This window comes from Sedimenticola selenatireducens, from assembly GCF_007625115.1.
GTDB classification, from domain to species: domain Bacteria; phylum Pseudomonadota; class Gammaproteobacteria; order Chromatiales; family Chromatiaceae; genus Sedimenticola; species Sedimenticola selenatireducens_A.
On sequence record NZ_VMNH01000003.1, the window covers coordinates 38,405 to 51,789 of the forward strand.

10 protein-coding genes and 1 tRNA gene are annotated in these 13,385 nt (G+C 49.3%); 9 read left to right on the forward strand and 2 right to left on the reverse strand.

What is annotated here, in order from left to right:
- The first annotated feature begins 262 nt into the window (after nt 1–262).
- From FHP88_RS01245 to FHP88_RS01270, 6 genes are all read left to right on the forward strand, one after another.
- The gene (locus FHP88_RS01245) at nt 263–2,473 is read left to right on the forward strand and encodes an EAL domain-containing protein (RefSeq protein WP_186297552.1); all 2,211 of its coding nucleotides are present in this window, start codon (nt 263–265) and stop codon (nt 2,471–2,473) included.
- A gap of 18 nt (nt 2,474–2,491) precedes the next feature.
- Nucleotides 2,492–2,872, forward strand: a complete 381-nt coding sequence (locus tag FHP88_RS01250) for a response regulator (protein ID WP_144357169.1) — start codon at nt 2,492–2,494, stop codon at nt 2,870–2,872.
- A 393-nt stretch (nt 2,873–3,265) separates the two neighbouring features.
- On the forward strand, nt 3,266–4,030 hold the full coding sequence (locus tag FHP88_RS01255; RefSeq protein WP_144357170.1) for a ParA family protein: 765 nt from the start codon (nt 3,266–3,268) through the stop codon (nt 4,028–4,030).
- Between the two features lie 202 nt (nt 4,031–4,232).
- Nucleotides 4,233–4,535, forward strand: coding sequence for an STAS domain-containing protein (locus FHP88_RS01260; RefSeq protein ID WP_144357171.1), 303 nt, complete (start codon nt 4,233–4,235; stop codon nt 4,533–4,535).
- Between the two features lie 130 nt (nt 4,536–4,665).
- On the forward strand, nt 4,666–5,757 hold the full coding sequence (gene ychF, locus FHP88_RS01265) for a redox-regulated ATPase YchF (protein WP_144357172.1): 1,092 nt from the start codon (nt 4,666–4,668) through the stop codon (nt 5,755–5,757).
- Between the two features lie 152 nt (nt 5,758–5,909).
- Nucleotides 5,910–5,986, forward strand: a tRNA-Met gene (locus FHP88_RS01270).
- A gap of 40 nt (nt 5,987–6,026) precedes the next feature.
- Here FHP88_RS01270 and FHP88_RS01275 read toward each other — a convergent pair.
- Nucleotides 6,027–6,593, reverse strand: coding sequence for a YSC84-related protein (locus tag FHP88_RS01275; RefSeq protein WP_144357173.1), 567 nt, complete (start codon nt 6,591–6,593; stop codon nt 6,027–6,029).
- Between the two features lie 524 nt (nt 6,594–7,117).
- Between FHP88_RS01275 and FHP88_RS01280 the strand changes: the two genes are divergently transcribed.
- The 3 genes from FHP88_RS01280 to FHP88_RS01290 all read left to right on the forward strand — a co-directional run bounded on the left by FHP88_RS01280 (nt 7,118) and on the right by FHP88_RS01290 (nt 10,178).
- Complete coding sequence (locus tag FHP88_RS01280) at nt 7,118–8,413, forward strand: ammonium transporter (RefSeq protein WP_144357174.1); 1,296 nt, start codon at nt 7,118–7,120, stop codon at nt 8,411–8,413.
- Between the two features lie 209 nt (nt 8,414–8,622).
- Complete coding sequence (locus tag FHP88_RS01285) at nt 8,623–9,366, forward strand: helix-turn-helix domain-containing protein (RefSeq protein ID WP_144357175.1); 744 nt, start codon at nt 8,623–8,625, stop codon at nt 9,364–9,366.
- Nucleotides 9,367–9,476: 110 nt separating this feature from the next.
- Nucleotides 9,477–10,178: a response regulator transcription factor gene (locus tag FHP88_RS01290; RefSeq protein ID WP_144357176.1), complete on the forward strand. Its 702-nt coding sequence runs from the start codon at nt 9,477–9,479 to the stop codon at nt 10,176–10,178.
- A gap of 351 nt (nt 10,179–10,529) precedes the next feature.
- Here FHP88_RS01290 and FHP88_RS01295 read toward each other — a convergent pair whose 3' ends face one another.
- Complete coding sequence (locus FHP88_RS01295; RefSeq protein ID WP_144357177.1) at nt 10,530–13,238, reverse strand: cation-transporting P-type ATPase; 2,709 nt, start codon at nt 13,236–13,238, stop codon at nt 10,530–10,532.
- Between the last annotated feature and the right edge of the window lie 147 nt (nt 13,239–13,385).

Below are 13,385 nucleotides of genomic sequence, written 5' to 3' on the forward strand. Positions count from 1 at the left end.
TCAGTTCATCGGGGCTCTTTTTAGGCCGCTATCTGTGACCAGATAATTAAAGTATCTTGCAAAAGAGTCGCTTTACATTGGGGTGTGAACATCTATATTTATGGAATTAATTTACTGGTAAAACATCGCTCTATTACTGCCTGGGGCCAAGAGTAAGTCTTTACTATGAGTGTTCCGCTCAACTATGGGGAAATCTGGTTGGTTTTTAATGACGCCGATGGCGTGAAAAACGGGTCTACGGAATTTAGTTTGGATGCCTTGCATGGATAAGATGCAGGGACAGAGCCGGCGTGCCGTAATTCTGACGATTGATGATGAGCAGGCGATTCGTGAAAGCTTCCATCTCTATCTTGAGGACTATGGATACACCGTTATTGAGGCGGAGAATGGGCGAGTAGGCATAGCGCTGTTTGAGTCTCATAAGCCGGATTTAGTGTTGGTAGACCTGCGTATGCCAGAAGTTGATGGTCTGCGTGTACTGGAGCATGTGGTTTCAACTTCCCCTGATACACCTATTATTGTCGTCTCAGGCACGGGTGTTATTGATGACGTTATTGAAGCGCTGCATCTCGGGGCTTGGGATTATATGCTCAAGCCATTACAGGATCTGTCGGTTCTATTACATGCGGTTAGAAAAAATCTGGATAGAAGCCGCCTGATCCTGGAAAACCGGATGTATCAAGAGCATCTGGAGGTGGAGGTGCGAAAGCGCACGGAAGAGCTTCATCAGGCCTATCAAGCGGTACAGCAGACTAATCAACAGCTCCAGCAGAGCGAAAAAAAGTACCGATCCATTTTCGAAAGTCTTACTGATGTCTATTTTCAGGTTGATCTGGACGGTGTCATAGCGGAAATTTCCCCCTCTGTTTATACCAATATTGAACATCAACGAGAGGCATTGTTGGGCAATCACCTGTGGGATTTGTTTGTTGAGGCGGACGTTTGCCAGGGAATGCGCGCCCGACTGAATGAAGTTGGGGTGGTGACTGACCTTGAGGCCTTGCTATTTGATGGTAATGGCCTTGAGCGATCTTGTTCCATCACGGCAACACGAGAGCGTTCCTCTGAAGGGGGTGGGCGCATCTATGGTGTGTTTCGCGATATAACCGAACGTAAGCAGGCTGAGGCTCAGATAGAGCACCAGGCCTATCATGATAGTCTTACCAATCTGCCTAATCGCCGCTTGCTTTTGGATCGACTGGATCTGGCGTTGAGTCGATCCAAGCGACATGGTTACGCGGGGGCGCTTTTGTTGATTGATCTGGATCGCTTTAAAACAATCAATGATTCATTGGGGCATAGTGTTGGGGATCAGTTGCTGTGTGAGGTTGCCTTACGGTTGGCAAACGTATTGAGGGAAGAAGATACAGTTGCAAGGATTGGTGGCGATGAGTTTGTCGTATTACTCTCAGATATTGGAAGCGATACTCAGGCTGCCGCAAGGCGTGCACAAGGAGTGGCCGAAAAAATCAGTTATGAACTTTCTCTCCCCGTACGCATTAGGGATCACGAGCTTTATATTACCCCGAGTATCGGCATAACCCTATTCCCGATTCAGAACGAAGATTCAGGCGTAGTGTTGCAGCACGGTGATACAGCCATGTATCAGGCCAAGGCGGCGGGGCGTAATGCGATCTGCTTCTTTCGGCCCGGTATGCAGGCGGAAGCGGATAAGCGGCTGGATATGGAGAAAGACCTGAGACTGGCCATTGCCCGTGATCAGCTGAAACTCTTCTTTCAGGCTCAAATTGATGAAAACGGTGAAGTGTGTGGGGCTGAGGGATTGCTGCGTTGGGAGCATCCACAGTATGGCTTGATCGCTCCGGACCGTTTTATTCCGGTTGCTGAAGAGACTGGATTGATCCTGCCCATTGGTGAATGGGTGCTTCAGACGGCCTGCGAATATATTACCAAATGGTCGAAGGGCGAATTGAGCCAGTCACTGAGTCATATCGCTGTGAATGTCAGTCCCTGGCAATTCAGGCAACCTGATTTCCCGCTGCAAGTTGAAAAGATACTGGCGAGAACAGGTACTGACCCTAGGCGTCTAGGCCTTGAGCTGACCGAAGGTGTTGTAATCGATAATGTCGCAGACACGGCTGATAAGATGGCCTCCTTCAAAGCTATTGGTGTGAAAATCTCTATCGATGACTTTGGTACCGGTTACTCATCGCTCTCCTATCTCAAGAAACTGCCGCTGGATATCTTAAAAATTGACCGGAGCTTTATTGAAGAGGTCACTGTGGATGAGAGCAACGCGGCTATTGTAGGGACTATCATTGCGATGGCAGATCATTTGGGCTTGGAAGTGATTGCGGAAGGGGTAGAGACGCAAGAACAACTTGAGTTCTTGTATAACAGTGGTTGCAAGCGTTACCAGGGTTACTTTTTCAGTAAGCCTCTGCCCGTAGAGCAGTTTGAGTTGTTTGTTTCAGACAGTATTCGCAGGCGATTAAGTAACTGTGAGTCTTAAAACAGGAGGTTGAGCTCAATGCCCAAGAAATACCGCATTCTTGTGATTGATGATGAAGACGCCATCCGGGAAAGTTTACGTGCCTTTTTGGAAGACTATGATTACGAAGTCTCTGCTGCAGGAAGTGCCGAGGAGGCGATGCGGTTACTGAAGACTCAAGTGTTTGATTTAGCGGTTGTGGACATGCGTTTGCCAGGAGAGAGCGGCGAGACCTTTATTGTAAAGGTGAGCGAATCTGGTAATGCCATGCGCTTCGTGATCCATACAGGGTCGGTAGAGTTTCAGCTCACGGATGTGTTGAAACACCACGGTGTTAAATCCGAGCATGTCTATTTAAAGCCGCTGCATGACCTCGCTATTCTGGCTGACGGTATTGGTGCCTTACTGCATAATGAATAGTGAAAGATGTCCGCAAATATGACTTTTCTTGGTGAGTATTCGTATCCCGCCAGCTGTCCTCTTATAACCCTTTTACAAATAGCACCAAGTGCGTGGTTTCTGTACTGCGCATGCGACGAGTCGTATGTGCAAAACGCCTCTGTGTTGCGTTATTGATTATTGTAACCTATTGTTATTGTTAATTAATAATGTGATTTATGTGGCTCTTGATGGTTAAAGATCTTTTTGTTCCGGCCGCTAATCTTTACAGAGTGTCGTTGCATGGATCGTTATTTATAGAATGAATTGATGTGCATTGAAGCGGCCATTGAAGAGGATGAGTTAGTTTGTGAGAGCCAAGATGCGTCTTAGAGCGGGATTAACTATTTTTCAGCGGAAGGGTGTTGCCTGAAGATGCAAACGCTGGCTATTTTTAATCCACATCCGAAGGTTGGGAAAACCACCTTTTGTGTCAATTTTGGGCATGCGCTTGCCCTGGCAGGTCAGCAGGTGACGCTGATTGATTTTGATCCAAACGGAATGCTTTGTGATTGCTTGGGGTTGTTCCGGCCGCCCAGTCAGGGTATCGATCAAGTGCTCATGGGAAAGGCCAAACTAGAAGCCGTTTCTGTCAGTACGCGTGATGAAATGCATGTCGTTCCAGGGGGTAATATGCTATCGGAGCTTGCTTCCGGTGCCTTGTCTGATATGGAGAAAGGGCTCTTATTGCAGCGCATCTTGTTGACGGAACCATTGGATCAGGACTACTTGATTTTTGATTGCCCCTCAACTTCAGATTTATTGGTTGCGAATGCACTGTTGGCAGTTGATCGTGTGATTATCCCGCTGGCTGGTGATGAGCAGGGAGCAAATTCACTGCCGCATTTGTTGGAAACAGTGCAACGGTTTGGCAAGGCAAGGGGGCGACCACTTTACTACAATATCGTGATGAACAGGATACCGGCTAGGCGTCGCCTGACAGGCGTCGCCGCTTCAAAATTTTCTGCACTTGCTCCTGGTCATTTTTTAAAAACGGTAGTGTGTTTGTCACTGCAATTAACAGAGGCCCAAAAGATCGGCCGTACAATATTTGAGTACCGGCCGCATAGTCGTTCGGCCAGTGATTTTAGACAGTTAGCGGCAGAGTATATTAAGCAAGATGTCTGTGTAGATGGATAAAATTGCCAAAGTTACTATTGGTTTTAGATGAGTAGTAGCGTTACCGGCTGCCGGTATTTCAAACTTGGTTTAGGATGAAGTGCATCGTTGAGAAAAATATTCAGAGTGGTTTATACGTCAGGTTAACCAGAAAACGCTTTCTGGCATGTGGATTTTTAAAAGCTAGGTGAGTAATAAAGTAATTGGACTTGGGAGCGCGGAAATGAGTGTAATGGCAAAAGAATCAGAGGATCAAAAACAGGTAACTATCAACGTCTCGGGGCGGTTTGATTTTTCCTGTCATCAGGAATTTTCGGGCGCCTATAAACAATACCCAAGAGGTGAGCGCCTGTTTGTTGTCGATCTTGCGGAGACGGAATACATGGATAGTTCCTCAATGGGTATGCTGCTGCAGCTCCGAGAACATGCCAGCCATGAAGGCTCAGTGGTACTCAATAATGCAAATGAATCCGTAAAAGAGATCCTGCAGATCGCGCAATTCGATAAACTGTTTACAATTGCCTGATCTGTTTTGAGCAGTAATCCTGATTGCAGTAGCACCAAGGTCTGGGTTTTAGCGCTAATCTGGGGACGGTGGGCTAGAATCTGAACTCCAATTACCCTATCCTTGCCCTTTTTCTGCCGGGACAACGAACATGGGTTTTAAATGCGGTATCGTCGGCTTGCCCAATGTCGGCAAGTCGACTCTCTTTAATGCGCTGACACAGGCCACCATTGCAGCCGAAAATTATCCTTTCTGCACAATTGATCCCAATGTAGGTGTTGTCCCTGTCGCTGATCCCCGTCAGCTTGAATTGGCAAAAATCGTAAAGCCACAAAATATTGTCCCGACCGCGATGCAGTTTGTTGATATCGCAGGCTTGGTTGAAGGGGCCTCACGTGGTGAGGGGTTGGGTAATAAGTTTCTTGCCAATATCCGTGAAACCGATGCCATCTGCCATGTGGTCCGATGCTTTGAAGATGATGATGTGGTGCATGTCGCTGGCAAGATTGACCCCCTTTCCGACATTGAGATTATCAATACAGAGTTAGCCTTGGCCGATATGGAGTCTGTAGAGAAGGCACTGCTCAAAGCGGTCAAGCAGGCCCGGACCGGCGATAAAAAAGTGTTGTCACAGAAGGAGTTGCTGGAGTCAGTCAAGGCGCATCTTGATGCAGGTGAGCCTGTTCGGTCAATGGATCTGTCACAAGAACAGCTGTTGATGTTACGTGATCTGCACCTGCTGACCATAAAGCCGACCCTCTATATTGCCAACGTATCCGACAGTGGTTTTGTCGATAATCCGCTGCTGGTTGCGGTTGAGGCGTTGGCTGCACGGGAAGGTGCTGGTGTAGTAGCCGTATGTGCCGCAATTGAAGCAGAATTGGCTGATCTGGATGATGATGAGCGGCAGGAGTTTCTTGCTGATATGGGGCTGGAAGAGCCTGGGTTGGATCGTGTGGTACGTGCCGGTTACAAGCTGCTAGGTCTTGAGACCTATTTTACAGCGGGTGTCAAAGAGGTGCGTGCCTGGACAATTCCGAAGGGTGCTACGGCTCCCCAGGCTGCAGGTGTAATTCATACTGACTTTGAACGCGGTTTTATTCGCGCAGAAGTGATTGCCTATGATGACTTCATTGCCTGCAAGGGTGAGCAGGGTGCAAAGGAGGCAGGGAAGCTTCGCTTGGAAGGCAAAGACTATGTGGTAAAAGATGGTGACGTCATCCATTTTCGTTTCAATGTTTGACGCTGTTTGGTCGGTAGATGAAGGGTAAGTATCTGCGCAGGTAAAAATCATGCAGATCAATAAGATACCTTTTTAGGTGTGCGTGCTTGTCCATAAAGAGGGCGTTTTGAATTGACACACCGCAGAAGCCCCGGTATATTTCCCCGCCTTCTGGCTACGTAGCTCAGTTGGTTAGAGCGACGGACTCATAACCCGTAGGTCGGTGGTTCAATTCCACCCGTAGCCACCAGATAAAGGCCTCATGACAACGTCATGGGGCTTTTCTTTTGTTAGCGTGCCGGATCGAAACCGAATTTCTGTCCACCAACAGCGGCTTCATACATCAGGCCACCCTTGGGCATGGTGAATATGGCAACGCCGTTGTCATAGTCCGCATCGGCCGATGCTCCCGCTGTGACGGCGACTGCAGAGGCTTGTGCATTAAACTCAAAATTGCCACTGGTAAAGTCATCCAGGGCATGCTTGTCCTTAAAGAAAATAATCTCTGTGTAGGCTTGGCCACCAAGCTGAAAACCGATTGTCAGCTGGGATAGGCTGGATGTGCCAATAAATTTCCCCTGGCGGTAAACCTCTCCCTCGCCATAGGCACCCCCCAGACCAAAGCCGGCTTTTCCAACGGTGGGAAATATGGCATAGCCATAGGCCTTTTTGAAGAATAGCTTCAGGCCAGGATCTTTTGATTTGAGCCGATTGATGGCGGTATCTACATCGCGGTTGCCTGTAGTGCTACTGGCTTCTTTTTTGTCTTCCTGTGGATTCCATCCTGCGCTTACGGTTTGAGCTGCAGCAACGGAGAGCAGTAATACAAGAGTGAATGAAATACTTCTGAATTTCATGTTGTTCAAGATCCTTTCGGTTGTGAATACAGGTGATTTAAACACGAGCCTATTGATTTAAATGTGACTGCCCTTCCCCTTTACATGAATAGGTTGGCGGCAAGGATTGAGAAATCTTGGGCGTTGGTGGAAACTTTTTCCGTTTAATCCGGTCTTTATTAGTGATGTCGTACATTCCTAATGTCCGGCATGAGTGATATGAAGTGTGCTTTTGTTCATTAGGACTCCCCTTCAGACGAATAGTCTGACTTAACGCCGCCCCCTCCCCTGGGCGGTTTTTTTTGCGCGTTAATTAATGCACCACTTTAGTGCAAGTTTATCCCGGTGGTGCATCCAAAGGGTGCGGTGCCTGCATCTTTTTGATTCGTTTATTTATCAACTTATTGTATTTATTGTGAATTATTCATGGGCATGAATTGTGCATTTGTTTGGTCGTTTTGCCCTTTTGGGTTAAATGGTCATATGGATCAGATAAAACAGGCACTCGTCGGCGGTGCCTTTTCTTTATGCTTGGGAGTGATGTAATGAAAAAACCTCTATTAATAATGCCACCGATGGCTTTGCTGCCAGGACTGGTACAGGCCGAGGAGGCGGCCTTGAATGGTGCCAATACCGCTTGGATACTGACGTCTACTGCGCTGGTGCTGTTTATGACCCTGCCGGGTTTGGCGCTGTTTTATGGCGGTCTGGTGAGGACCAAGAATGTGCTCTCGGTGTTGATGCAGTGTTTTGCCATTGCAGGGGCGGCATCCATTATCTGGTTGGTTTTTGGCTACAGTATTGCCTTTGGCGAAGGAAACGCCTGGATTGGTGATTTCAGCAAGGTCATGATGGCCGGGGTAGGTCGGGACTCCCTGTCTGGTGATATACCTGAATCACTTTTTATGTTGTTTCAGATGACTTTTGCCGTTATTACGCCAGCGCTGATTATCGGTGGTTATGCAGAGCGGATGAAGTTTTCCTCCATGCTGTTGTTTAGCTGTATCTGGTTGGTGGTTGTCTATTCACCGATTACCCACTGGGTTTGGGGGGGTGGCTGGCTACAGCAGATGGGCCTGTTTGATTTTGCTGGCGGCGTGGTGGTCCATATCACGGCCGGTGTGGCTGCCTTGGTTGCTGCGGTGGTCTTGGGGCCACGCAAAGGTTTCCCGACAACCGCAATGCCACCCCACAACATGACCATGACGGTCACTGGTGCTGGCATGCTCTGGGTTGGCTGGTTTGGCTTTAATGGCGGCAGTGCATTGGCGGCCAATGGTGATGCTGCTATGGCCATGCTTTCGACTCACATATCAGCGGCGGCAGGTGCCATGACCTGGTCGTTCATTGAGTGGAAGCGTTTCGGTAAGCCCAGTGTGTTGGGGGCCGTTACGGGTATGGTGGCTGGTTTGGGTACCATTACACCGGCGTCAGGCTTTGTGGGACCGGGTGGGGCGCTGATCATTGGTCTGCTTGCGGGGGGCGTCTGCTTTACCGCCACGCAATACATCAAGCGTGTGCTGAAGATTGATGACTCTCTCGATGTATTCCCAGTTCACGGTATTGGCGGCATTATGGGTACCTTGCTGGCAGGTGTGCTTTCGTCGACAGAACTGGGCGTATTCAGTGGCTTCGGATTTGCTGATGGCATTGAGAGCATGGGTGGGCAGTTTTGGGTGCAGTTTGTTGGTGTGACTGTAGGTATTGTGTTCACCGCGGTGGGAACTTACCTGATTTTGAAGCTGGTTGCGTTGATGACGAATGGTCTCCGTGTTAGCGAAGAGCAGGAAGTTGAAGGCCTGGATATCGTCAGCCATGAGGAGTCAGGTTATAACTATTGATCGATAAAGGGGTGGCGCGATGGCGCTGCCCCTGATTCCTGCTGGTAATCCACACTGTTTTAGTTCAAGTGCACGATCCGCCTATAGTCTAGGCCTTCCCTTCAAATCCCCTGTGCAGTGAAATTATCACTAGCGTAGTGAATTACCGTGTCTTGTCGACGCATTTTATTCTGATAGTATTGGAAATCGATACTTAAATGAAGAGTACTATGTCGCAGACAATCCAACTGATCGACACCCTGAAAAAGGTGCTGAAGGCACATGGCAAGACCTATGCCGATGTGTCGAGCCATCTTGGGCTCTCCGAAGCCAGTGTAAAGCGACTCTTTTCTGATAAGAGCTTCTCACTACAGCGACTGGATCAGATTTGTCAGCTGATTGACCTGGAGATATCTGATTTAGTAAAACAGATGGAGGCAGAAGCAAAGGCACCCATCACGAGTCTCACGATAGAGCAGGAGCGTGAGCTGGCGGCGGATGTTGAGTTGCTGCTGATAGCGGTGTGTGCATTGAACCGCTGGACATATCAACAGATGGTTAGTTATTACCAACTGTCAGAGACGCGATGTATTCAGCATCTGGCTAGATTAGACCGATTGAAACTGATTGAGCTGCTGCCAAAAAACAGGATCAAACTTTTAGTCGCGACAAATTTTAAATGGCGCGAGGACGGGCCGATACAGCGCTTCTACCAAGAGAAGCTGGAAGCCGATTTTTTCAGCTCCCGTTTTGTGAAGGAGCATGAGCGGTTGATTGTTATTAACGGTATGCTGGCCACCAGTTCGAATGCGGTTTTTCAGCGTAAGTTGGAGCAGTTGGTGCGGGAGTTTGATGAGTTGAACCAGGATGATGCCCAGCTTCCTTTCGATCAACGATACGGTACTACAGTCGTGTTGGCTTTAAGGCGTTGGCAATATGGGCTGTTCGAGAGTTTCAGGAAGAAGCCAAAGTGAGCGATGCTCGGGTTTAGTCACAAGGTTATAAAGTGATACACTTTGTGCGGAATTAGCCCTGTGCTAGAAAATAGTCGGCAAGGTGTCTAGCCTACAGTGAGAGGTCGATAGTGCGAATAGCGGTTTTAGAGGACGATAAGGATCAGAATAAAATGATCCAGCTCTGGTTGGAGATGGGGGGGCACAGCTGCCATCCGCATCTGGATGCCGCTAGCTTTCAGAAAGATTTAAAACGGAGCAGCTTTGATCTGCTTATTCTCGACTGGGAGCTGAGCGTCTCTTCAGGGATCGAGGTTTTGGAGTGGGTGCGCAAGCAGATCGATTGGCGCATTCCGGTGTTGTTTATGACGGCGCGGGATTCTGAGGAAGATATCGTCTATGCGCTGGAAAAAGGGGCGGATGATTATATTGTTAAGCCGGCCTCTAAAGCGGTGACACTGGCTCGGATTAATGCCCTTGCACGACGTAGTAATAGTGATAATCCCCAGGGAGAGACACTGGTGTTTGGTGACATGACACTCAACGTCCGACAAAGTGAAGCGAGAGTGGCGGGTGAGTTGGTTGAACTGACAGATCGTGAGTTTCAATTGGCCGTGATGCTGTTTACCAATGTGGGTCGCCTTATATCGAGAGACCATCTGTTGGAAACGATCTGGGGTATTACTGCCAACATTGCGACGCGAACGGTAGATACTCATGTCAGCCGTTTGCGCCAAAAACTGCATTTGACGCCGGAACATGGCTGGCAGTTAAAGGCTATCTACCAGCACGGCTATCGCCTTGAGCAGTTAAATGATAGTCAGGTAGCCTGACCCGTACTGTATTTCCTGCTCCGCGCCAACTGTCAACAATTGTAACGGTTCCCTTCTGCATGCTGAAAATCGGCTTCATTCAGTCTAAGCTGGTAACCTATTGACCAGATATTTGTTCTCCCCGGGATGAGCTGGGTGTGATTCTTTCGTCCCTGTGGGAATAATGAGTTTAGGGCAGAGTGTTGTGCAGAAGGATCGATCTCCAGGATGAGATCAGTGCCACTGAGCCCCACGTGAGTGGGGCTGCTTTTTGTGTACTTTGCGATCGATGGTCCTATCCAAACGGCATTGCGCTGAAAGTACAGATTGTGCTGATAGCCGCACGATCAGTTCAGGTTTGATGGGCTAGTGTTATTGGTCCTTTAACCGTCCCCGTACAATCCATTTTTCCAGTTCTACCAGCAGGAAAAGTATTATCCCGGCGCTGAAAATTCGTCCCCATGCCTCCAGGGTGAGTGGGGCCGAGTGGAAGAACAGTTGCATGATGGGCATGTAGGTAAACAGAAGCTGGAATAGTGATACGATCACGATAGCGAGAAGCACATAGCGGCTGCCCAGCAATCCCTGTCTATTGATGACAGGTGCTGTGATGTAACGGGTGTTCAGCAGGTAGAATATTTCCGCAACAACCAACGTATTTACAGCTACTGTCCGGGCTACCTCAATGCTGGCTCCGGTGTTTCGTTCCCAGAGGAACAGCCCAAATGTAGCTGCCACCATCAGCAGTGAGACAAACAGGATGCGCCAGACCATAAAGGATGACAGCAGTGAGCCGGTGTTGTCACGGGGTGGCCGTTGCATGATATTGGCCTCGGCCGGTTCAAAAGCCAGTGAAAGGGCGAGCGTGACGGCAGTGATCATATTGACCCAAAGAATTTGTGCGGCCGTCACCGGTAGTAATCGACCAAAGGCAATGGCCGCCAAGATTGTGAGTGCCTCTCCGCCATTGGTGGGTAGAATGAACAGGATCGATTTTTTGATGTTGTCATAAACTGTTCGCCCCTCTTCAATCGCTTTAACAATCGAGGCAAAGTTATCATCTGCCAGGACCATTTCGGCAGATTCCTTGGCCGTTTCACTGCCCTTGATTCCCATGGCCACGCCAATATCGGCGCGTTTCAACGCAGGGGCATCATTTACCCCATCTCCGGTCATGGCAGCTACCCAGTTGTTAGCCTGTAACGCCTTGACCAGACGAAGCTTTTGTTCGGGGCTGGTGCGTGCAAAAATATTGTTCTGCCGGACCTGTTCCTTGAGCGTTGTGTCATCCATTGATTCCAGTTCAACGCCTGTCAGTGCATGATCAGCCCCCCTGATGCCCATGTTTTTACCTATGGCGCGAGCGGTGGTGACATGGTCACCGGTGATCATCTTCACTTCGATGCCTGCGGAATAGCAACGGCTGATGGCCTCTATGGCTTCGTGGCGTGGTGGGTCAACAATGCCCACCATTCCGAGAAGGATGAGCCCTTCCTCAACATCACTGAAGTTGAGCGCATTTTGTTCTGGGTCGGCGGGGCGCATGGCGATAGCGAGTGTGCGCTCACCTCGTGCTGCGATAATTTCAGTCTGCTCAGACCAGAATGCCGGGTCAATGGGTTGGGGGCCGTGATAGGTGTATTGGGTGCTACAGCGCGGCAGGATCGCTTCACAGGCACCTTTGATGTAGATGTAGCCTTTACCTTCGTGGTCGTGATGCAGTGTTGCCATGAAACGATGTTCCGATTCGAAGGGAATTATGTCCGTTCGGGGCATCTGTTCTGCAAGCAGGTTTTGTTCATAGCCTGCTTTCAATCCGAGTACGACCAGCGCGCCTTCCATTGGATCACCGTGAAGCTTCCACTGTCCCTGATCTTCGGTGAGTGCGGCATCATTGCAGAGAATAGCGGCTCTACAGCAGGTCTTTAGCAGTGGGTTTGACAGATCAGAATGTATATCATTTTCATCGATAAACTCACCATGAGGATCGTAACCATTCCCCTCGACCCGGAAGGTCTGGTCAGCAAAAACCAGAGACTGAACCATCATCTCGTTTCGGGTCAAAGTGCCTGTCTTATCGGAGCAGATAACATCGACTGAGCCAAGGGTTTCAACTGCAGGTAGGCGTCTGATAATGGCGCTTCTGTTGGCCATCCGTTGAACGCCAATAGCCAGGGTTATTGTGATGATGGCCGGCAGGCCTTCGGGTATGGCGGCGACAGCTAGGCCGACTGCGGCGAGAAACATCTCCTCAAGGGAGTAGTCGTGAACCAGAATACCAAACAGAGCGGCGAGCAAGGCAATGGCCAGAATGGCTATGGAGAGTTGGCTGGCAAATGTTGCCATCTGTCGTGTCAGCGGCGTACTCAGCGCCTTGACCTCGGCCAGCAATGCGCTGATGCGACCGATCTCACTCTGGTCGCCTGTCGCAACGACAATGCCGGTGCCTTGGCCGAAGGTGACCAGTGTGCCGGAGTAGGCCATACAGGTTCGATCCCCCAGGGGAGACTCGGTAGGCACGGCTTCTATAGTTTTTTCTACAGGCAGTGACTCGCCTGTCAGCATGGCCTCATCGACTCTCAGGTTTCTGATTTTTATGAGTCGCAGATCTGCAGGGATCTTATCGCCTGATTGAATAAACACCAGATCCCCTGGGACGATTTGATCGGCCGATAGGGTATAACGTTTGCCTTCTCTGATCACCATGGCCTGCGGTGATAGCATGTTTTTAACGGCCTCTAAAGCACGCTCTGCTTTGCCTTCTTGTATGAATCCGATGATGGCGTTGATGAAAACCACGCCAAAGATAACGCCAGAGTCGACCCAATGTCCCAGCGCTGCTGTGACAATGCCGGCCAGTAACAGCACATAGATCAACACATTTTTGAATTGCTCCAGAAAGCGTTGCCAAGCATTTCTGCCTGCGGGTGGGTTGAGGCGATTGGGGCCGTATTTATTCAGCCGCGCTTTAGCTTCCTCTTCGGTCAGGCCTGCTGCGGGTGTAGTAAAAAAACTAGCTACCTGTACATGATCATTTGCATGCCAGAAGGGAGTTTGCGTGCGGCTTTCTTGGGTCGTCATATTAGGTCCTGGAATCTTATTACACAGAGATCACACCCTGTGACAAGTCTAGGGTAATAATGTTACATCTATCAAAGGAGCTTGTTGATTGGGGTCAATAGAGCCTCCGAGAGCACTATCGATTAGTGTGTTTAGGCTATGATGATT

Coding starts and splice junctions, on each gene's coding strand:
- FHP88_RS01285 (WP_144357175.1), top strand. CDS start 8,623: ATGTCGCAGACAATCCAACTGATCGACACCCTGAAAAAGGTGCTGAAG.
- FHP88_RS01275 (WP_144357173.1), bottom strand. CDS start 6,593: ATGAAATTCAGAAGTATTTCATTCACTCTTGTATTACTGCTCTCCGTT.
- FHP88_RS01280 (WP_144357174.1), top strand. CDS start 7,118: ATGAAAAAACCTCTATTAATAATGCCACCGATGGCTTTGCTGCCAGGA.
- FHP88_RS01295 (WP_144357177.1), bottom strand. CDS start 13,238: ATGACGACCCAAGAAAGCCGCACGCAAACTCCCTTCTGGCATGCAAAT.
- FHP88_RS01255 (WP_144357170.1), top strand. CDS start 3,266: ATGCAAACGCTGGCTATTTTTAATCCACATCCGAAGGTTGGGAAAACC.
- FHP88_RS01250 (WP_144357169.1), top strand. CDS start 2,492: ATGCCCAAGAAATACCGCATTCTTGTGATTGATGATGAAGACGCCATC.
- ychF (WP_144357172.1), top strand. CDS start 4,666: ATGGGTTTTAAATGCGGTATCGTCGGCTTGCCCAATGTCGGCAAGTCG.
- FHP88_RS01245 (WP_186297552.1), top strand. CDS start 263: ATGGATAAGATGCAGGGACAGAGCCGGCGTGCCGTAATTCTGACGATT.
- FHP88_RS01260 (WP_144357171.1), top strand. CDS start 4,233: ATGAGTGTAATGGCAAAAGAATCAGAGGATCAAAAACAGGTAACTATC.